Genomic DNA, 19258 nt, shown 5'->3' on the forward strand with positions numbered 1-19258 from the left:
TGCGCGCCCCCGGCCCCGTGGGGGGGCGGGGGGGGGCGGCGGTCGGGGTGTGCGCGGGCCGGCCCCCCCCGGGGGTGGCCCCGCCGGGGGCGGCCGCCCGCACCCGGGGGCTCGCCCGGGTCAAGGTGGCGGCCCGTGCGGAGGGCGCGCTGCGCACCCACCCGAAGGTGCGGGAGGCGGTCGTGGTCGAGATGGAAACGCGGCCCGGGCAGCGGCAGTTGGTCGGCTACGCGGTGCCCGTACAAGGAGCGCCGGACCGGGACGGGACGGACGGCTGGTCGCTCACCCAGTACCTGCTGACCCAGCTCAGGGGCTTCTCGAACCCCACCGCCGTGGTCGTCGTCCCCGAGCTGCCGCGCACCCGCGCCGGGAAGCTCGACCGCTCCAAGCTGCCGCTGCCCGCCCCGCCGGGGCACACCGCCCCGCGCTCGGCCAAGGCCGGAGGCGGGCGCGGCGGCAAGGGCGGGGCCGGGCGGAGCGGCAAGGGCGGCGGCGGGCGCGGCGGTTCGGACTCCGATCCGATCGGCTGCGCGGTCGCGATCGCGATCGTCGTCGCGTTCTTCGCGTGGGGCCTCACCAATGTCTTCTTCAAGGGCGCGACGGACCTCTCGGCGGTGCCCGACGGCGGCTACCACACCTGGTTCGAGCTGCTCTACTTCTTCGAGAACCTCTCCTTCGGCGCCGGGATGGCCTTCCTGTTCTTCGGCTTCCCCTCGGTCCTGCGACAGGGCCGGTCGTTCAGGCTGTCCGTGGTCACCTACCTGTCGATCTTCTGGCTGCTCGCCTCCTGGTGGCCCCAGGACAACCTCTACCGGCTCACCGCGGCCGACGACTGGACCCGCGAGGTGGTGATGGTCTACGTCTTCAACGTCCCGCTGATGCTGGCCGCCATGGTGGTCGTGGTCTTCCTGCTCAGCCGGCCGAAGACCGTGCAGAAGCAGAAGGCGGGGAGGAGGCACTAGGGTCCGTCCTCAAGCTCCTGCCTGCGGGCCGGCGTTCAGCGCAACGCCTCGAACATCCCGGCCAGCGCGCCGTTGGCCGCCTCGACCAGCGCCTGCGCGGCGTCCAGCGCCTCGGCGTCGGGCCCGGCCAGGGCGAGGCCGACGGCGGGCTCCGGGTCGTGGGCCGCCGTCGGGATCAGCGGCAGCAGGGTGACGCCGAGCCGGGCGCAGCGCGGGCGCAACCGGTCGAGGTGTTCGTGCAGCGCCTCGGGGGCGAGCCGGGCGCCGAGCGGCAGCGCGTCCAGGGTACGGACGAGGTGGCCGGGGCCGCGCACCCGGTCCAGCCGTTCGCGCAGGACGAAGGCGACGGCGGGGCCGGTGAGCCGCAGGTTGATCTCGGTGGGGGCGAGGCGGCGCTGCCGGTCGGTGACGAAGTCGACGTCGTACCAACCGCGGTGGCCCTCGGCGGCCAGCCGCTCCCCCACCGCCAGGGCGAACCCGCGCGCCGTGTCGGCGGCGGCCCGCGGCACGGTGCCGGGGCCGACGGTGACGCCCTGGTAGCGGGTGCCGGCCACCTCCATGACGCCGGCCCCGACCGGGTGCACGGTGCCGTCCGGGCCGATCACGGCGTCGTAGGTGAGGTCCCGCAGCCGGGCGGAAGGGCCCGGGTCCACGTACTCCTCCAGCAGCAACTCGCCGTCCGGCGGCAGGACTTCGGAGCGCACCAGGCGGCGCAGCAGGGCGCCTCCGCCGCCCGCGGCGAACAGCTCGGCGGGCTCGACCACGACGGTGCCGTAACCGCCCACGCCGTACGGGCTCTTGAGGACGGTGGTCAGGCCCCGGACGGCCCGGACGGTGAGTCTGTGCGCGGCGCGGCGACGGCTCCCCACGCGCTCCTGGGCGGGGACGACGACCCCGGGGTGCTCGGGGGCGAGGGCGGCGAACAGCCCGTGCGCGGCGGCCTTGGACTCGTAGCGGCGGACGGTGTCGAGCTCGGGCCCCTCGCCCTGCGCCGCCGTACGGCCCCAACTGACCACCGGGTGGCCGGAGTCGGCGATCCGGGCGGCCAGCGCGGGGCGGGCGGCGAGCGCCTCGGCGAGCGTCCGGTCGCCCGCCACCCCGGTGTGCACCTCGACCGGGCCCCAGCCCAACTCCCGGCCCAGCCAGTCGGTCCAGACCCGGTCGACCTCGGCGGGCAGCACCAGCACGGCCGGTTCCGGGCTGTAGCCGACGGCCAGGCAGGCGTAGTGGTGCGCCTGCCGCAGCCGTCGCGCCCGCTGCGCGGCGTCCATGCCCGGGGCGAAGAACTGCGCGTTGAAGTCCGCGACATTGCCCAGGTGCACCGCCGCCCGCCCGCCGGTCCAGGCCCCCACCCATCCGTCCATGGAGCGGAAGCATAGGGCGTCAGAGCGCCAACAGCCCCGCCTCGGTGGGGCGCAGACCGCACGCGTCGAGGTAGAGGGCGCGCAGGTGGGGCTCGAAGTCGACGTGCAGCCAGGCGCAGCCGGCGCTGCGGGCGCCGTCGGCGGCCTCGCCGACCAGCCGGGTGGCGACGCCGTGCCGCCGGGCGGCCGGTGCGACCACGGTGTCCAGCAGGAAGGCGTGGGTGCCGCCGTCCCAGGCGAGGTTGACGAAGCCGACCAGGGCGCCGTCGGCGGTCCGCCGGGCGGTGACCCAGCCGAGGCTGTGCCGCGCCAGGCGGGCCAGCCACTGGCCGGGTTCGAGGGGGTGGCCGAAGCCGTCCGCGTGCAGGCGGTCGAGTTCGGGGTCGGTGAGCGCTCCGCGCCACTGGTAGTCGATCGTCACGACGGCAGCGTAGACGGCTTGTTAAGTTCCGATCATTTTTGATTGGACCAGGACACAACTTGGCAAAGTTATGACCTTTCCTCTAGCCCGACCTGACTGATCGCCGTCAATCTCGGTCGCAGCTCTTTGCAGCCCCTTTCCCTGCACCCCACCCCCACCGGAGTCAGAGTGAGCCCCAACTCCTCGTCCCGCCGCGCCCGCACGGCCGGAGCGATAGCCGTCGTCGCCGCCCTCGCCGCCGTGGCCGTCCCCACCACGGCCTCCGCCGCCCCCGCCACCCGCGAGGCCGCGATCGCCCAGGCCCGCGCCAACGTCACCCACAACGCCGGGGTGTTCGGCTACGGCGCGGGCCAGGACCTCGTCCTCAAGGACGTCGTCCTCGACGCCGACGGCGCCTCGCACATCCGCTTCGACCGCACCTACCAGGGCCTCCCGGTGGTCGGCGGCGACCTGGTCGTCCACCAGGACGCCCGCGGCAGGCTCAAGGACACCTCCCGGGCGGCCGCCCACGACGCCGCCGTGAAGACCACCGTCCCCAAGGTCCCCGCCCAGGCCGGCGCCGCGAACGCGATCTCCGCCGCACCCGGCGTCCGGGACGCCACCAGCAGCCCCGAACTGGTCGTCTGGGCCGCCGACGGCACCCCGCGACTGGCCTGGCGCACCGTCGTCGAGGGCACCGGCGAGCACGGCCAGCCGGCCGGCAAGGTCGTCGTCACCGACGCCACCACCGGCGAGCAGATCGAGTCCTACGACGCCGAGCACCAGGCCGCCGGCACCGGCAACTCCGAGTACACCGGCCAGGTCACCGTCGACACCACCCCGGCCAACGGCGGCTACACCCTGACCGACCCGGTCCGCGGCCACGTCACCAAGGACGCCGGCAACCTGTCCGCCAGCTCGATCAAGGCGAGCTCCGGCACCCCGTTCACCAGCACCACCAACGTCTGGGGCGACGGCAAGAAGTTCTCCACCAACCGCGCCACCGCCGCCGTCGACGCCCACGCCAACACCGCCTGGACGTACGACTACTACAAGAACGTGCACGGCCGGAACGGCATCAAGAACGACGGCAAGGGCGCCACCGTCTTCGTCCACGTCGGCACCAACTGGGACAACGCCCAGTGGTCCGACAGCTGCTTCTGCATGATGACCGGCGACGGCGACGGCACCACCGACCCCGAGCAGGTCGACCTCGACACCATGGGCCACGAGATGACCCACGGCGTCACCAGCGCCACCGCCAACCTGCGCTACAGCGGCGAGTCCGGCGGCCTCAACGAGTCGACCAGCGACATCTTCGGCACCATGGTCGAGTGGTACGCCAACAACAAGATCGACACCGGCGACTACCTGTTCAGCGACCAGTCCACCCCGCCGTGGCTGCGCCGCTTCGACAAGCCCTCGCTGGACGGCAAGTCGGCCGACTGCTGGAGCAGTTCGGTCGGCAAGCTGGACGTCCACAACTCCTCCGGCGTCGGCAACCACTGGTTCTACCTCGCCAGCGAGGGCAGCGGCACCAAGACCATCAACGGGGTCACCTACAACAGCCCCACCTGCAACAAGTCCACGGTCACCGGCATCGGCAACCAGAAGGTCGCCAAGATCTGGTACCGCGCGCTGACCGTCTACATGACCTCCACCACCAACTACAAGGGCGCCCGCGCCGCCTCGCTCAACGCCGCCCGCGACCTCTACGGCGCCGGCAGCACCGAGTACAACGCGGTCGCCGCGGCCTGGAGCGGCGTCAACGTCAACTAGGGTCCGTCCGCCCGACGTTGTCGGATCAGCCGGTGAACCCGACGTGGACGTGGTCGTGGTGGGTGTCATCGGTGAAGAACTGGTTGCCGACGCCCGCGATCGCCACCGGCCCGCCCACGTTGTACGAACCGGCCGCCGCCGCGTCCCGCATGAAGGACTCGATCAGCTGCCGGGGCGTGGCCGGGTCCACCACGGCCCGGCCGTCGATCCGCCAGACGTCGAAGGCCCGGCCCAGCGGATGGTCGCTGGGCCGGGTCGTCCCGAAGACGTCCAGGGGGTGACCGGAGCGCACCACGCTCACCGACAGCGCGTACGGGCCGGCCAGCCGCAGCATCGCCGTCAGGACGCTGTCGTGGACGGTGCCGCTGAGCAGATCGGCGGCGGCCTCGGGCGGCAGCTCGATCCTCGGCTCGGCCAGCACCTTCGCCACCGCGGGGGTGGGTGCGGCGGGCGCGGCAGGTGAGGCGGCGGGTGAGGCGGCGGGTGACCCGGCGACCGGGCCCGGGTCGCCGGGGTGCACGGCGGTGACCGTCCAGCGGGGCTCGGCCCGGCTCAGCCGGACGTCCACCGTGATGCCGCCCGCCGCCACCGAGCCGTCCGGCTGCCTGGTCCACTGGCGGCAGACCACCAGCACGCTCGCCGAGTCGGCGAGGATGCCGCCGTACTGGGCGTCGACCACCTCCACGGCGGCCTCCGGCGCCGCCGGGGCGAGCCGCCCGGCCCCGTCCGCCAGGCCCGGCGGCAGGCCCAGCGCCGCCACCCGGGCCCGGGCCGCCCCGGACCCCTGCCCGCCGGGCGGCCAGGCGCCGAGCGCGGCGACCAGCTCGACGGCGCGGCGCTTGACGTCGGGCTGGATCTCGCCGGGGCCGGGCTGCCACAGTGGTGGGTTGGGCAGCGGGGTCGCTGCGGGGGGCGCTGTCGGGGACGGGGTCGGGGACGGGGCCGCTGTCGGGGCCTGTGTCGGGGGCTGTGTCGAACTCGCCGGGGCCACGGCGGACTTCGTACCGCTCGTACACCCCGCCGCGCCCAGCAGCACCGCCGCCGCACCCGCCCGCAGCACCCCGCGTCGGCCCGTACCCCGGCCACCGTCTCCGCTCGTCATGCCGTCAGTATGCGACCGGTGGCCGGGCCGGGGCGCGGGCGTCAGCCCAGACGGCGGATCGGCTCACCCGCCAGGAACGCCGCGATGTCCTCCACCGCCTCGGTGAAGTACCGCCGGTAGTTCTCCTGCGAGACGTACCCCAGGTGCGGGGTGGCCAGCAGCCGGGGCGCGCGGCGCATCGGGTGGTCGGCGGGCAGCGGCTCGACGTCGAAGACGTCCACCGCGGCCCCCGCGATCCGGCCGCCGGTGAGGGCCGCGAGCAGCGCGTCCTGGTCGACGATCGCCGCCCGGGAGGTGTTCACCAGATAGGCCTCCGGCTTCATCAGGGCGAGCTCGGCGGCGCCGATCAGCCCCCGGGTGCCCGCGTTCGACGCGAGGTGGACCGACACGAAGTCGCTCTCCCCGAGCAGTTGCTCCTTCGAGGCGGCCCGGCGCACACCCGCCGCGGCCGCCTGCTCGTCGGTCAGGCTCCGGCTCCAGGCCAGCACCTCCATGCCGAAGGCCAGCCCGACCCGGGCGACGGCGGAGCCGATCCGGCCGAGACCGAGCACTCCGAGCGTCCGGCCGTGCAGATCGGCCCCGACGGTGCTCTGCCAGGGCCCGCCCTCGCGCAGCGCGGTGTTCTCCTGGACGAGACCGCGGGCCAGGCCCAGCAGCAGCGCCCAGGTCAGCTCGACCGGCGGAGTGCCGGAGCTGGCCGTACCGCAGACGGTCACGCCGTGCGCCTCGGCGGCCCGGAGGTCGATCACCGAGTTGCGCATGCCGGAGGCGACCAGCAGCTTGAGACGGGGCAGCCGGGCGAACAGCGTGGCGGGGAACGGCACCCGCTCGCGCAGGGTGACCACGATGTCGAACCCGGCGAGCGCGGCGACCAGTTCCTCCTCCGAGGTGTGGTGCTCACGGAAGGCGGTCACCTCGACCCGGTCGGCGACCGGGGTCCAGTCGGCGGAGCTGGTGGCGACGCTCTGGAAGTCGTCCAGGACGGCGCAGCGAAGGAGCGGAAACGTCATGCCCGCAGCTTCCCAGACGGCGGCGGGCCGGGGGGCCGCAGTCCGTAGCGGTCCCGCTCCCGTTCCCGGTCCCGGTCCCGCTCCCGGACGACCCACGATGGCTCGCCGAGCTTGGCCCGCAGGACGGCCATCGGGTGGCGCAGCTCCCGGTGGTCGGACAGGCCGTCCCAGCCGTGCAGTCGGATGTCCCGCAGGTCGTGCATCCCCTCGCCGAGCTCGATCAGGGTGCGTAGCGCCCGGGTGTCCTGGCGGGTGAGCTGCACCTCCCGGCCGTCCACGGTGGCGATCCGGGTGACCGGGTCGAGGGCGATGCGTCCGTCGAAGGCGGTCAGCGGGACCGGCGCCTCGTCCACGGGCTGTTCCTGCTCCATGTCGGGCAGCCTAGTCGGTCCGGCCCGGCCGCCAACTCCGCCGCGCAGCAGGGCCGATGGCTCCGACGCCGCTAATCGCTCCACCCGTTGAGGTCTTCGAAGCCGGTCTCCACGCTGCCGCGGAACGCCAGGGCCTCACGGCCGATGCCGAGAGCGTCGAGCAGGGAGTCCAGGGCCGCTTCCGGGTCGTCCACCGAGCGGCTCAACCAGACGAACGTGCACGGGGGAACCTGTCCGCCGAGCCTGCTCAGGGCGAAGGACGTCCTCCCGATGCGGAACATGGCGACGTCCACCGGGCCGAGGTCCTCCCAGCCCCGCTCGACGGTCAGCCGCAGGCGCGCCGCGAGCACGTCCAGCGGGGGCTGCAGGCCCGCCACCAGGCGAAATGTACCGGCGGCGTACTCCCACATGCTCTGCTGGAAGGCCGGGTTGGGGTTGCCGCCCTGGTAGGAGGGTGCCGGACCCCAGTCCGGCTCGGGGCCCGGAACGCCGACTGCCGTCATGTCTCCCCCGTCCGAACGCTGCGGTTACCACCCTGCTCCCACCGTAGCCGAGGCGCCCGTCAGCCGTCCGGGTCGAGCAGCGCCTCGGCGGTGGCCGTCCGGGCGTACAGCACCCAGCGCCCGGCGCGGTGGGCGCTCACCAGGCGGGCGTCCCGCAGCGCCGTCAGGTACTGGGAGACGGCCGAGGGCGACAGGCCGGTGCGGTGGGCGAGTTCGGTGGTCGAGGCGGGGGCGGCGAGTTCGGCGAGCAGCAGGCCGCGGGAGCGGCCGAGCACCGCGGCGAGGGCCGCCGTGCCGGGGGCCGGTGGCCCCGCGGTCCAGAGACGGCCGATCCCCCGGGCCGGGTAGGCGAGTTGGGGAGGAGCCGGCGGGGCGAGGAGGGTGAACAGGCCGGGGCCGGTGAACGCGGAGGGGATCAGCAGCAGGCCCGGCCCGGCGGTGCGGCGGGGCATCGGGCGGGAGCGCCGGCTCAGCCGCAGGGCGCCGTCGGTCCACCGCAGTTCGGCGTGCAGGTCGTTGAGTACCCGCTCGGCGCCGTGCTCGGCGGCCTGCCGGGCCCGGTACAGCACGTCGGCGTCGAGGACGGCGCGGATCCGCGCCCAGTACGGCGCGAGGGCCAGCTCCCAGTAGGCCTCGACCGCCTCGGCGAGCCGGGCCAGCCCGGCCTCCGGGTCGGCGTACAGGGCCCGCAGCCTCGGCCCGAGCGTGCCCCGGTCCGCCCGGTCCGCCCGGTGCGCCCGGTGCGCCTGGTCCGCCTGGTCCGCCGCCAGTCGGTCCAGGTCGCGCCGGACCTGCCCGGCGGGGGTGGCCCGGATCGCGGCGAGTTCCCCGGCCAGGGTCGGCGCGGGCCCGGTCGGGGCCGGATTGAGGAAGTCCGGCACGTACCCGGCGGGCGGCACGAGTTCGGCGAGCAGCCCGTACGCCGGGCCGAGCGCCGCCAGTCGGGGCCGGACCTGCTCCACCCAGGGGCCGTGGACGGCGTGCGGCGCTCCCGAGCGCAGCAGACGCAGGCTCGGCCCGACCTCCCACATCGGTGCGACTGCGAACCGCATCCGGGCCAGGTCACCTGCCGTGAACAGCAGCTCCGCCAACGCCTTCCCCCGTGGATTCACACATGTCCGAATCAGTGGCGATCAGGTTAGTTCAATCGCGATCATGACCAGCATGACTTCCGACACCACCTCGACCAGCGCTTCCCCGACCGGCGCTTCCCCGACCAGCGCTTCCGTGTCCGCCGCCTCGTCCGGCACCTGGCAGCTCGGCGACCGCACCGTCCACCGGATCGGCTTCGGCACCATGCGCCTGCCGCAGACCGGGCCGGCGCTCGTACCGGACGCCGTACCGCGCGACCGCGACCAGGCCCTGCGGGTACTGCGTCGCGCGGTCGAACTGGGCGTCAACCACATCGACACCGCCGCCTTCTACTTCTCCCCGCTGCGCTCCGCCAACGAGCTGATCAACCGCGCCCTCGCCCCGTACTCCGACGACCTGGTGATCGCCACCAAGGTCGGCCCGGCCCGTGGCACCGACGGCCGGTGGATCGACCACGCCCGCACCCCCGAGGCGCTGCGCGCCCAGGTCGAGGAGAACCTGCGCCACCTCGGCCGCGACCACCTCGACCTGGTCAACCTGCGCATCCTGGGCACCGACTCGATCGCCGAACGCTACGGCGCACTCGCCGAGTTGCGGCAGGCCGGACTGATCCGGCAGCTCGGCCTCTCCAACGTCCACCCGCACCAGCTCACCGAGGCCCGGGCCATCGCCCCCGTCACCTGCGTGCAGAACCCGTACGGGATCGGCGCCTCGCCCGCCCAGGACGAGGTCCTGCGACTCTGCGGCGAGCAGGGCATCGCCTTCGTCCCGTTCTACGCCATCGCCGGCGCCGGGAGGGAGGGCGGCGCCGCCGCCGGGGCGGAACCCGGCGAGGTCCGGACGGTGGCCGAGGCGCGCGGCGTCAGCACCGCCCAGGTCCGGCTCGCCTGGACGCTCCACCGGGGCCCGCACGTCCTCGCCATCCCGGGCACCGGCGACGTGGCGCACCTGGAGGACAACATCGCGGCCGGCGCCCTGCGGCTGACGGCCGAGGAACTCGCCCTGCTGAACCGGGCCCACTCCGGCTGACCTGGGACCTGGGACCTGGGCCCCGGAACCACCACCCGCCGCACGGGCGTCACACTCCGGGACCGGACCCCGTCCCACCGAACGAACCCCAGGAGCCTGCCCGTGACCGACCGCGCCACCCGCTACCTGTACCTCGCCCGCCACGGCGAGGCGGCCCACCACAGCCCGGCCGGCAGCGAGTCGGGTGGCGGGTCGGGTGGCGGGTCGGGTGGTGGGTCGGCCGGTGAGGTGGATGGTGAGGCGAACAGTGGGGCGGACCGCGACGGGCTCAGCCCCACCGGCCGCCGGCAGGCCGTACTGCTCGGCCGCCGCCTGGCGCAGCGCCCCCTCACGGCCGTCCACCACGGGCCGCTCCCCCGGGCCGCGCAGACCGCCCGGCTGATCGGGGACCAGCTCGGCGGAGTACCGGTGTCCGCCTGCGAGGAGGCCGGCGACTACGTCCCGTACCTGCCGTCGGCCGACGAACTGCCCGCCGACAGTGCCGAGTTCCTGCTGCGCTTCCTGACCCAGGCCTCCCCCGAGGAGCTCTCCCGCGGACCGGAACTGGCCCGCCGGGCCGTCGACCGCTTCACCGGACCGGTCGACGGCCCCGAGGACCGGCACGAACTGGTCGTCACCCATGCCTTCCTGATCGGCTGGCTGGTCCGCCACACCCTGGACGCCCCCGCCTGGCGCTGGCTCGGCCTCAACGCGGCCAACGCGGCGCTCACCGTGCTCCGCTTCGCCCCCGGCCGCCCCTCCGCCGTCCTCCTCCTGAACGACCAGTCCCACCTGCCCGAGGAGTTGCGCTGGACGGGCTTCCCGCCGGAGCTGCGGGCCTGAGCAGCCACCGCGGAGCCTCCGCCCGGGGCAGCGCGTCGCCGGGCCTGCGGTCGGCAGGAATGTGGTCGACAGAAATGTGGTCGACAGGATTATGCAGACCGGTCTACAGTCTCCGTCCATGGGAGCAAAGGGCGAGGAGACCCGGGCCCGGCTGATCGCCGGCACCCGGGAACTGATCGAGCAGCACGGGTACTCCGGCACGGGCCTCAACCAGGTCCTGGCCGTCACCGGCGCACCGCGCGGCTCCCTCTACTTCCACTTCCCCGGCGGCAAGGACCAACTGGTCGCGGCCGCACTGCTGCAGTCCGGCCAGGAGGTCGCCGACCTGCTGACCGGACTCGCCGCCGACGGAGCCGACGCCGCCGCGCTCAGCCGACACCTCACCGAGGTGTTCGCGGACCGCCTGGCCCGCTCCGACTACACCAAGGGCTGCCCCATCGCCACCGTCGCCCTGGAGGTCGCCGGGACCAACGAGGCACTGCGCGCCGTGTGCGCCGAGGTGTACGAGGGCTGGCAGCGCATCCTGGCCGAGCAGCTGACCGCCGGCGGCTTCCGCCCGGCCGAGGCCGCGGTGGCCGCCGGCCAGGCCCTGGCCCTGATGGAGGGCGCGGTGCTGCTGGCCTCGGTCCGACGCAGCCGCGAGCCCCTGGACGACGCCCGGCACGCCGTCCTCCACCTCCTCGGCGCGAAGGCGTCCGGCCGCTCGTAGCCGTTGCCGCTGCACGGGCGCCCTGCGGCCGGCTCGATGCAGCACTGACCGCTCGCCAAAAAATATGCAGACCGGTCTAGCTACCCGAGATTCGTCCGCATCACCCACTCGCCCGCCACTCACCCCCGCTCCACCATGCCCAGAAATTATGCAGATCGGTCTACCGAAATATGCCGATCGGTCCACAGAAAGCAGAGACCGCTCATGCCACCCACTCCCCCGCCCCCGCAGACCCTCGTCCTGGGCGCCGGCGGCTTCCTCGGCCGCTGGCTGCTCCTCGAACTCCTCGGCCGCGGCGAGCCCGTGGCCGCCGCCGTCCGCACCACCGCGAGCGGCACCGCCCTCCGCGCCTGGCTGCGCGAGCACGACACCGACCCGACCCCGCTGACCACCGTCACCGCCGACCTCACCCGCCCCGGCCTCGGCCTCTCCCCCGAGGACGACGCCCGCCTCGGCGAGGTCCGCGACGTCCACAACCTCGCCGCCCGCTACCAGTTCGGCCTCACCCGCGCCCAGGCCGAACCCGCCAACCTCCACGGCGCCCTCCACGCACTGCACTGGTCCGCGACCCGGCCCCAACTGCGCCGCCTGGTCCACCTCTCCGGCTACCGGGTCGGCCGCGACCCCCACCCCCGCCACCCGCTCTCCCCCAGCGCCACCGACACCCTCTACGCCCGCCTCGGCGCCTACGAGGCCTCCAAGCAACTCGCCGACGCCGCCGTCCGCGTCACCGCACCCCGGCTCGGCGTCCCGCTCACCACCGTCAACCCCAGCAGCGTCATCGGCCACTCGACCACCGGCGAGGCCGGCCAGTACCTCGGCCTCGCCCAACTGGTGCACCAGCTGCACCGCGGCCGCCTCCCCCTGCTGCCGGGCACCCGCCGCACCTTCGTCCCCGTCGTCACCGTCGACCACCTGGCCCGCTTCCTGGCCGCCGTTCCGGCCCACGACCGCGCCCCCGTCGCCGCCCACACCGTCCTCGACCCGGCCACCCCCGCCCTCCCCGACCTGGTCGCCCTCCTCGCCACCCACCTCGGCGTCCGCCCACCCCGCGGCCTGATCCCCGTCCCCCTGGTCCGCCGCCTCCCCCGCGCCCTCACCGGCGCCGACCCGGAGACCCTCACCTTCCTCTCCGAGGAACGCTACGACACCACCTCCGCCGACCAGCTCGCCACCGCCGCCAGGCTCACCCACCCGCCCCTCACCCCCGCCCTCCACCACTGGGCCGACCGCCTCGTCCACGACGCCTTCGGCACCCGATACTGAACTTGATCGAGTGATGTCGGGGCTGTTCGCCGGACGGCCGTCGGTCGGTTCCGGTAGCCGTTGGGGCGTGAGGTACGAGCTGTGCGGCGGCCCTCGGGGCCCGGATCGTCTTCGAGGACGAGGCCGGGCAGTCGATGACGCCGCCGCACGCCGGAACCTGGGGCCGGATCGACCGAACCCCCGTCGTCAGGTTGCGCGGCCGGGGCTCCGGCCCGGTCTCGACGGCGGGCATGACCAGCTGCATATCCGGCGGACGGTCCCGGCTGATCCACCGCATCCGCAAGGACCAGGACCAGGGCCGCAAGGACGAGCCGAAGGGCTTCGGCCGGCGCGACTTCCGGGATCTGATCGTCCGCGCCCGCAGCCAGCTCGGCGGCCCGATCGGGCTGGTCCGGGACAACGTCCGCGTCCACCTGACCGAGCCGCTGCGGGAGTTCATCGCCGCGAACGCAGACTGGCTCAGCGTTGTCCAGCCACCCACCTACGCGCCGGACCTCAACTCTCAGGAGAGCGTCCGGTCGCTGGTCAAACGCGACATCGGCAACCTCGCCGCCCCCGACCTTGACCAGAGCGCCAGAGCGCCAGAGCCGTGAAGCACCGGTTCCAGCAGATCCGGTACCGTCCGGACCTGGTCGACAGCTGCCCGACCGGCACCGGCCTGATCACGTCTGACTGACGAGCGGAAAAGGGATGGCCGGTAGCTCCCGGCCCGGTCATTCTGAACCCCATGGGAGACAGAGCCAACGTCATCGTGGTCCGCGAGAACGGCACACATGAGCTGTACCGGACCGGGTGGGCGGTCGGAATCGACCTCGACCTGTTGGACGGGCCGGCCGCGGTACTCGCCATGCTTCCCGAGCTCCGCCAGGACGACTGGTGGTTGGACGACACCGTCGCCCAGGGTGGGGTGCTGCTCGACCTCGGCCGGAAGGTGCTCCTGTTCTTCGCCTGGGAGGGTCCGAGCACTGAGCTCCGTCACCGCGCGGCCATGTTCGAGCTGATCCGAGTGGCGTGGCCGGGCTGGGAGGTCCGTTGGCTGTACGACGGCGCGACCGAACTGCGCGCGTACGTCGGGCTGGACCCGGAGTACGTCCGGTCCCGCGATTCGGACCTGACCCTGGCCCCGTTCCTCGCTCCCGAGGCGGAGGATCTGGACTGGCCCGACCCGGGCGGTGTGGTGGTCACCGTTGGCTCCGGTGGCTGCCACGTCGCCTCCGAGGCCTTCGACCACCCCGTCCGTGAGGGAGTGTCACTGCTCGACCGACTGGCAGATGCCCCGAAGCACGGAGCCTGCCGTCTGCATGTCAATTCCGGTATCCACCTCGACCCGGAGCGCCGCCGCTTGGGCTGGTGGTCCCTCTGCTCCACCCCAGAGGCCTACCGGGTGCCGGAGTTGTGGCCGGGCTGGACGGTGGAGTTCTGGAGGGACGACTGGGAGCGGCACCGCCGTGCCTGCAACCGCTTCTACCCGGCGCCGTTCGACACCGGAGCGGAAGCCCGGGCCGCAGTCCTCGCCGAGGCCGGGGAGCGCCGCGCCACCCGGGCCCGCTACCGCGCCCGGCCAACCCACCCGTGGGCCGCATCGCCTCGGGCCTGACCTCCGACGGCTGGCCGACATCACGGGTTCAAGGTCAGCAGCCACCCCCGCCCGACACAGGAAGTCGACCCACCCGACTTCCTGTGCACCCCCACATCCACCCCGCCACCAGCGAACCGACCACCTCGCCCACGACACCTCCGACGTTTCCGAGCACTCCCGCAGGACTTCGACGTTCTGCCTGTCCAGAGCGTCGCGACGGCGAGCAGCCGCCCACAGCGCGCCGGATCGAGCAGGGCATCGGCACCTTCGTACTGTCAGCCGACATGCGGGTCGATGCCCCGCCGATCAATGACCTTCCCCTGGGGACGTCGAAGCGAGGCGAGACCCCTTAGCTTGTTCTTTAGCCTCTTCGATCTTGGTGTTCGGCAATGGCGAGGTCGCATTTGACGGTCTTCCCGCCGATGCTCAACGGTCAGCGCCAGGTCAACCAGCGACTTCACCGCTCTATCGGAGCACTGCAGCGCGTTGGTGAGCTCGAACAGGGCATCCGCCCGGGCGGTCAGGCAGTCGTAGAAGTCGGCCCGGAAACAAGACAACCCGGACAGGGACTCGACGCGGTCGGCATCGTCCAGCAGACTCATCCTCACGGCCTTGGTCAGTGATCATGGCTGCTTCGCAACGCCCATGATCACGCCAGGACCCGTGCCACTGTCCGGTGAACAGCGAAATCCCGCGGACCTCCTCCGCCGCCAGGGCCTTGCTACGAGTCCTCGCGAAGTCCGAACTCCGCGCAGACGGCCGCCAGGGCTTCTGCCGGGTCGGACGTCTCCGTGCGGGTGGCGCCTTCGACGATGAACGGTGCCTGGCCGTGCGGCCCCGAATCGACCTGGACGCAACTGGAGTCGATGCTGAGGAAGTACACGTTGTCGTCGTCGCCGGGATGGGACACCTGCAGCCGCTCGACCGTGAGGCCGGGCAGAAGGCGGCGGACGCCGCCGAGAACAGCGTCCAGCAGTCCGCCGCTACGGTCCGCCGTCCCCCACAATCTGCCCCTGGTCAACGGTTCGCTCATACGGTGCATCATCCGACACTTGACGTGCGCTCACAGCAGGAACGAGCCCTGAAGGCTAGAGAACAAGCTCAGGGCGCGTCCCGTAATTGATCTTTGAGTGGTTCCGGGCCGGGGCAGTCGACCGCTGGTCGTACTCGGCTGTGCGGCTTGGAGGAGGTTGTGCAGGCGGGCGATACCGAGCGTGGCGTGGTGGACGCCGTCGCCCTTGAGCCGGCAAATCGCGCAGGATCTTCCAGCCTTCATCCGAGCGAGGACGTGCTTGACGCGGGCAGTGGCGCGAGCTGCCGCAGCGTCGGATTCGTGCGCCAGTAGGCAGCGACCAGCAGGACTCGGTCCTCCAACGGCAGGCCCCACGGACGGCCCCCGGCGCACCGTGTCGGCCCCCTCACGGCGGAGTACCGTGACCAGCTTCTGGAAGTCGCGCGGGCCCAGCCCCGTGAACGGGCCTGTCCAGGACGGCTCCGACTCCGTGATCACACCAGCCATCCCGAGATCATGGCATTGGGGGTGTGGTCGGGTCCGCGGGTCTGTCGACGGCCAGGAGACGGAGGTCACCGCTCCAGCTCTCGCAGCGGACACTGCCCGATGGGAAGTCCAGCTCAAGCGCCACACGCCCTGTTGCCGGCTCCCACTCCTGCCGGACTTCGAGCACAGCCTCGCCGAGGTGGGCCGCGAACGGGGTCTCGTCACCTACGGGCAGTACGTCGATCCGACCCCAGTCGCCCATGTCGAACCCATCCTCAGGCCCGGAGGACTCGACCATGAGGCACCAGTCCGTGCCGCTGGCAATGTTGGTGGACCCGTTTCGATCGTCGATCAGCCACACCTCGACCGGGCCGTCGCCAGGGTGCCCGTCGTAGATGTGCCACGACGCCAACACCCCGACGAGCCGGATACCGACCAAGGACGAGGGGTCGATGCCGGGTCCGTGCAACGGGCAGGCCGGGTTCAAGAGCTCCACCTGGGGACCGTACCGTGACCGTCGACGCCCCCTCACCTGCTTGAACGGGGCAGCCTCAGACCATCGCATTCCTGTCGCTGCGCGTTCTCCAGCGGCGCACCGAAGCGATCGTCAGGATGACCGCCGCTGCGGCGATCGAGACGGCCAGGGTTGCCGTCCAGGTGGCTCTGCTGACCGGGGGCGAGAACGCGGCGGAGAGGCTGAGCCGGCGTGCGCTTTCGATGATGACCAGCACGGGAACGGCCATTCGGGCAGGAAGGATCGCGGCCTTGAGCCTTGTCGCCTGCGAAAGGCCAACACATCCTCCGCGCCCTCTGGCTCGACGGCATGATGCGCGGCGTCCACACCGTTCTGGACCTGGTCGCGCCGCACGTCGAGGAGCCCGGCTGCGGCGGTGACCTGCGCGAGGAGTTCGGTGCCGAGCCGGCCGTCCTCACCTTCCGGGACGGCACCTTCGAGCCGTTGGGGCTCTGATGCCCTACGCGAGGCGCGCCACGGCCAGGGCCAGCGCGCGGTCCAGCGCCGTCGAGGGGTCGCACGGGACGTCGGGCCGGACGCCGGTGCCCTCCCAGTTGGTGCCCGAGACCGGGTTGAGGGCGCGGGCGACGGGCACGCTGAGCTCCAGGTGGGGGTGCACCGTCCAGCCCTCGCGCGGGTGCGCGCCGCCCCGGGTGGCCTCCCCGACGATCTCGGCGCGTCCCAACTGCTGCAGGTCGTAGGCGAGTTCCTCGCCCGCCGAGAAGGTGTTCCCGCTCGTCAGCACGTACAGCGGCTTGCTGCCGCCGAAGCGGGCGCCGGGCACGAACGGGGGCGTCCAGGACTGCTCGGCCACCGCGCCCTGCCGCGAGAGCAGGGTGTTGAGGTGCGTGCGGCGGTCGAGCAGGTAGCCGCAGACGAAGGCGACCGTGTCCGGATCGCCGCCGGTGTTGCGGCGCAGGTCCAGGACGAGGGCGCGGGCGGGGGCCACCAGTGAGAGCGCCGCGGCCAGCGGCTGGGCCGCCCAGTCCAGCGGGAACATCTTGGGCCCGATCTCCAGGACGGCGACGCCGCCGTCGAGGAGCTCCACCCGCGGCACGCCGCCAAGGGAGGCGTCGAAGTCCCGCCGCATCGCGGCGAGTACGGCCGCGCCGCGCTCCGGCGGCACCGGCACGGCGTGGTGCTTGAGGGCCAGGTGCAGGTCGCCGTTGACGGACCGCAGGTCGGCGGTGACCGCGTCGGCCAACTCCTCGACGTCCAGGGACCGGTAGCGGCCATCGGCGTTGCGGCGGCGCAGCAGGTCCGCCAACTGCTCGGCGGCGTCCGGGAAGACGTAGTTCTCGCCGACCAGGTCGGCGATCGACTCGACGACGGCGACGACGTCCAGCGGCACGGGCAGTGACGGGGTGGAAGGTGTGGAGGTCATGGGAGGGAGTAGACCAGCGGCTTGCCAAAGCGTCAACCGTAATTAACGCTTGATCGGGTGAGCCACCAACCGGATGAAGACGAAGGCGACAGCGAGGACGTGCAGCGGATCACCACGCCGCTCCAGCACTCCGCACTCGCCCACCCCATGCGCCAGCGCCTGCTGTTCGCCCTGAGCACCCGGCCGTCGACGATCAGCCGGCTCGCCGCGCAGCTGGGGGCGAACAAGGGCAGCGTCTCCCACCACCTCAGGGTGCTGGGCGAGGCGGGGCTGGTCCAGGACGCGGGAACGCGACGGGTGCGCGGCGGCACCGAGAAGTACTACCGGCGGACCGCCGAACGCCTCCTCGTCGCCGAGCCCCGGGCCGAGGGCACGGCCGCGCTGTTCGGGGCCGTCGCCCAGGAGCTGGACCGCTCACCCGTCGACCACCTCATGACGCTGCGCCACCTACGGCTCAGCCCCGCCAAGGCGGCGAAGCTGGCCGAGGCGCTGGCCGCGCTGGTCGACGAAGCCGAGGAGGACCCGGAGGGCGAGCCGGTGCACGGCCTCCTGGTGACGCTCTACCAGCAGGCCGGGGCGTAGCGGGTGAGGACGTAGCGAGTGAGGACGTGGCAGGTGGGGGCGTAGCAGGTAGGGGTGGCGGCTACCCCTGGTCGGCCGCCGGTCGCAGATGGCGGCTGACGTCCCCGACCAGGGTGATCCGGACCCGGCGTGCCGCGAACCGCCAAGCGCCGTCGCGGTGTTCGAAGCGGTCGTGGTAGCGGCCGGCGGCGATGGGCTGGAGCGGAAGTCCGGGGAGGGCCTGGAGGACGGTGACGTAGGAGCGTGCCGTCGCCGTGCCCGCCGCCGGGTCGACGTCGACGGCGAGGTTGGTGGTGACGTGCTGGGTGCGCGGGGTGCCGTCCTCGTAGCGGATCACCGTTTCGCGGAACATCCGCTCGATCTCCGCGCGCCCGCGCAGGGGCTCGCCGCTGCCCGTGAAGACGGCGTCGGCGAGGAGCTCCCCGAGCCCCGCGAAGTCCCCGTCGTCGACCAGTTCGGCGTAGCGGGCGATCAGGTTCTCGACGGCGCGGTGGGCGGCGGCCTGGTCCCCGGCCGGGTGGTTCGTCATGGTCATCGCTCTCGGTGCTCGGCTGCTTCTCGCGGTACGTAAGGTTCGTGCGGCTCGTGGCGGACGACGGAGTGGCGCAGCTGGAACGGCGAGCCGGCGGCGGTGGGCGTCCAGCCCTGCGACCGGGCGGCCCGGATCCCGGCGGCGACCTCGGCCGGCAGGACGACCTCGGCGGGCACCAGCCGGGGTACGGACGTCTCCGGCCGTCCGGTCTCCACGACGAGGGTCGTACCGGGTCGGGCCGCGTCCTCCACCACGTAGCCGAGGGTGCCGGCGTCGTAGTCGCAGCACCAGTGCTTCCTGCTCATCCGCCAGCGGTACTCGACGCCGTCGACGACGATGCGACGGGACCCCTTCTTCCCCAGTGCCACGTGCTGCCCTTCCCCCTGCCGGTTCGCGTACGTCGCCAGTCTCGCCGCACGCCACGCGCGTGTCACCGGGTTTACCCCGGGGCCCGGTCCCGGCAAGCAGGCCCGTAGCAGGCAGGCCCGGCCGACGGACCCGGCCGACGACCCCGGCAGAGCGGCCCTAGCCGAAGTGCCCCCAGCGGACGGCGATGATCAGCAGCACTCCGGCCGCGGTGAAGGCCGTCCCGGCGACGACCGTCCGGGCGACCGGGTGCCGGAAGCGGGGGATCTGCGCCGCGACCAGCCAGATCCCGCCGAACACCAGGAGCAGGCCGGCGACCTCGGCGAGGATCAGGCCCGTGTGGTGCGCGAGAGCGAGGCTCGCGGCCGCGGGAGCAGGGCTCATGTCCGGATCG

At 73.1% G+C, this 19258-nt stretch carries 25 protein-coding genes and 1 pseudogene; 10 read left to right on the forward strand and 16 right to left on the reverse strand.

The genetic code is table 11. The features are described 5' to 3' along the window. Positions 1–962 (forward strand): hypothetical protein (locus ACFWXO_RS14900; protein ID WP_380524279.1); only part of this gene is annotated, 962 nt, incomplete at its 5' end. Between the two features lie 35 nt (positions 963–997). On the opposite strand, the gene ACFWXO_RS14905 is transcribed toward ACFWXO_RS14900, so the two are convergent. Then, positions 998–2326, reverse strand: a complete 1329-nt coding sequence (locus ACFWXO_RS14905) for a hypothetical protein (protein ID WP_380524281.1) — start codon at positions 2324–2326, stop codon at positions 998–1000. A 19-nt stretch (positions 2327–2345) separates the two neighbouring features. After that, positions 2346–2747: a GNAT family N-acetyltransferase gene (locus ACFWXO_RS14910; RefSeq protein WP_380524283.1), complete on the reverse strand. Its 402-nt coding sequence runs from the start codon at positions 2745–2747 to the stop codon at positions 2346–2348. Between the two features lie 168 nt (positions 2748–2915). Here ACFWXO_RS14910 and ACFWXO_RS14915 point away from each other — a divergent pair, with 168 nt between their 5' ends. Then, on the forward strand, positions 2916–4505 hold the full coding sequence (locus ACFWXO_RS14915; RefSeq protein WP_375895723.1) for a M4 family metallopeptidase: 1590 nt from the start codon (positions 2916–2918) through the stop codon (positions 4503–4505). 25 nt (positions 4506–4530) lie between these two features. On the opposite strand, the gene ACFWXO_RS14920 is transcribed toward ACFWXO_RS14915, so the two are convergent. The 5 genes from ACFWXO_RS14920 to ACFWXO_RS14940 form a co-directional block, all read right to left on the reverse strand. After that, the gene (locus ACFWXO_RS14920) at positions 4531–5607 is read right to left on the reverse strand and encodes a hypothetical protein (RefSeq protein WP_380524286.1); all 1077 of its coding nucleotides are present in this window, start codon (positions 5605–5607) and stop codon (positions 4531–4533) included. 41 nt (positions 5608–5648) lie between these two features. Then, positions 5649–6617, reverse strand: a complete 969-nt coding sequence (locus tag ACFWXO_RS14925) for a D-2-hydroxyacid dehydrogenase family protein (RefSeq protein ID WP_380524288.1) — start codon at positions 6615–6617, stop codon at positions 5649–5651. Continuing rightward, the gene (locus tag ACFWXO_RS14930) at positions 6614–6988 is read right to left on the reverse strand and encodes a hypothetical protein (RefSeq protein ID WP_375895717.1); all 375 of its coding nucleotides are present in this window, start codon (positions 6986–6988) and stop codon (positions 6614–6616) included. The genes ACFWXO_RS14925 and ACFWXO_RS14930 overlap by 4 nt, the downstream gene beginning before the upstream one ends. Positions 6989–7059: 71 nt before the next feature. Then, positions 7060–7491, reverse strand: a complete 432-nt coding sequence (locus tag ACFWXO_RS14935) for a hypothetical protein (protein WP_380524290.1) — start codon at positions 7489–7491, stop codon at positions 7060–7062. Positions 7492–7550: 59 nt separating this feature from the next. Next, on the reverse strand, positions 7551–8543 hold the full coding sequence (locus tag ACFWXO_RS14940) for a DUF5937 family protein (protein ID WP_380524292.1): 993 nt from the start codon (positions 8541–8543) through the stop codon (positions 7551–7553). A 103-nt stretch (positions 8544–8646) separates the two neighbouring features. Between ACFWXO_RS14940 and ACFWXO_RS14945 the strand changes: the two genes are divergently transcribed. The 6 genes from ACFWXO_RS14945 to ACFWXO_RS14970 all read left to right on the forward strand — a co-directional run bounded on the left by ACFWXO_RS14945 (position 8647) and on the right by ACFWXO_RS14970 (position 14006). Next, the gene (locus tag ACFWXO_RS14945; protein WP_380524294.1) at positions 8647–9612 is read left to right on the forward strand and encodes an aldo/keto reductase; all 966 of its coding nucleotides are present in this window, start codon (positions 8647–8649) and stop codon (positions 9610–9612) included. 102 nt (positions 9613–9714) lie between these two features. Then, on the forward strand, positions 9715–10434 hold the full coding sequence (locus ACFWXO_RS14950) for a histidine phosphatase family protein (RefSeq protein ID WP_380524296.1): 720 nt from the start codon (positions 9715–9717) through the stop codon (positions 10432–10434). 118 nt (positions 10435–10552) lie between these two features. Then, positions 10553–11143, forward strand: coding sequence for a TetR/AcrR family transcriptional regulator (locus tag ACFWXO_RS14955; protein WP_375895707.1), 591 nt, complete (start codon positions 10553–10555; stop codon positions 11141–11143). Between the two features lie 204 nt (positions 11144–11347). After that, positions 11348–12409 carry an SDR family oxidoreductase gene (locus tag ACFWXO_RS14960; RefSeq protein WP_380524300.1) on the forward strand — a complete coding sequence of 354 codons (1062 nt, stop codon included), beginning with the start codon at positions 11348–11350 and terminating at the stop codon, positions 12407–12409. A gap of 134 nt (positions 12410–12543) precedes the next feature. Beyond that, positions 12544–13002 (forward strand): transposase, encoded by a 459-nt coding sequence (locus ACFWXO_RS14965; protein WP_380524302.1) that lies wholly within the window; start codon positions 12544–12546, stop codon positions 13000–13002. 134 nt (positions 13003–13136) lie between these two features. Next, positions 13137–14006, forward strand: coding sequence for a hypothetical protein (locus tag ACFWXO_RS14970; protein ID WP_380524304.1), 870 nt, complete (start codon positions 13137–13139; stop codon positions 14004–14006). A 257-nt stretch (positions 14007–14263) separates the two neighbouring features. Here the strand turns inward: ACFWXO_RS14970 and ACFWXO_RS14975 are convergent, their stop codons facing one another. From ACFWXO_RS14975 to ACFWXO_RS14995, 5 genes and pseudogenes are all read right to left on the reverse strand, one after another. Then, on the reverse strand, positions 14264–14590 hold the full coding sequence (locus ACFWXO_RS14975) for a hypothetical protein (protein ID WP_380524306.1): 327 nt from the start codon (positions 14588–14590) through the stop codon (positions 14264–14266). Between the two features lie 119 nt (positions 14591–14709). Continuing rightward, entirely contained in the window at positions 14710–15021 is a 312-nt protein-coding gene (locus ACFWXO_RS14980) for a hypothetical protein (RefSeq protein ID WP_380524308.1), read from the reverse strand. Positions 15022–15269: 248 nt separating this feature from the next. After that, positions 15270–15507 (reverse strand): annotated as a pseudogene (locus ACFWXO_RS14985) (transposase family protein); the annotation flags it as partial. Between the two features lie 7 nt (positions 15508–15514). Then, positions 15515–15982, reverse strand: coding sequence for a hypothetical protein (locus ACFWXO_RS14990; protein ID WP_380524310.1), 468 nt, complete (start codon positions 15980–15982; stop codon positions 15515–15517). A gap of 55 nt (positions 15983–16037) precedes the next feature. Beyond that, positions 16038–16229, reverse strand: coding sequence for a hypothetical protein (locus tag ACFWXO_RS14995; RefSeq protein WP_380524312.1), 192 nt, complete (start codon positions 16227–16229; stop codon positions 16038–16040). A gap of 29 nt (positions 16230–16258) precedes the next feature. Between ACFWXO_RS14995 and ACFWXO_RS15000 the strand changes: the two genes are divergently transcribed. Further along, positions 16259–16456, forward strand: a complete 198-nt coding sequence (locus ACFWXO_RS15000; RefSeq protein ID WP_380524314.1) for a hypothetical protein — start codon at positions 16259–16261, stop codon at positions 16454–16456. A gap of 4 nt (positions 16457–16460) precedes the next feature. Here the strand turns inward: ACFWXO_RS15000 and ACFWXO_RS15005 are convergent, their stop codons facing one another. After that, positions 16461–17384 carry a S41 family peptidase gene (locus tag ACFWXO_RS15005; RefSeq protein WP_380524316.1) on the reverse strand — a complete coding sequence of 308 codons (924 nt, stop codon included), beginning with the start codon at positions 17382–17384 and terminating at the stop codon, positions 16461–16463. 57 nt (positions 17385–17441) lie between these two features. Between ACFWXO_RS15005 and ACFWXO_RS15010 the strand changes: the two genes are divergently transcribed. Continuing rightward, positions 17442–17966: an ArsR/SmtB family transcription factor gene (locus ACFWXO_RS15010; protein ID WP_375895683.1), complete on the forward strand. Its 525-nt coding sequence runs from the start codon at positions 17442–17444 to the stop codon at positions 17964–17966. Positions 17967–18027: 61 nt separating this feature from the next. Here ACFWXO_RS15010 and ACFWXO_RS15015 read toward each other — a convergent pair whose 3' ends face one another. The 3 genes from ACFWXO_RS15015 to ACFWXO_RS15025 all read right to left on the reverse strand — a co-directional run bounded on the left by ACFWXO_RS15015 (position 18028) and on the right by ACFWXO_RS15025 (position 19248). Further along, positions 18028–18501, reverse strand: coding sequence for a nuclear transport factor 2 family protein (locus ACFWXO_RS15015; RefSeq protein WP_375895680.1), 474 nt, complete (start codon positions 18499–18501; stop codon positions 18028–18030). Further along, complete coding sequence (locus tag ACFWXO_RS15020) at positions 18498–18866, reverse strand: hypothetical protein (protein ID WP_380524319.1); 369 nt, start codon at positions 18864–18866, stop codon at positions 18498–18500. The genes ACFWXO_RS15015 and ACFWXO_RS15020 overlap by 4 nt, the downstream gene beginning before the upstream one ends. Before the next feature lie 157 nt (positions 18867–19023). Then, positions 19024–19248, reverse strand: coding sequence for a hypothetical protein (locus ACFWXO_RS15025; protein ID WP_380524321.1), 225 nt, complete (start codon positions 19246–19248; stop codon positions 19024–19026). Between the last annotated feature and the right edge of the window lie 10 nt (positions 19249–19258).

It is taken from the genome of Kitasatospora sp. NPDC059088 (assembly GCF_042738155.1).
Classification (GTDB): Bacteria; Actinomycetota; Actinomycetes; order Streptomycetales; family Streptomycetaceae; genus Kitasatospora.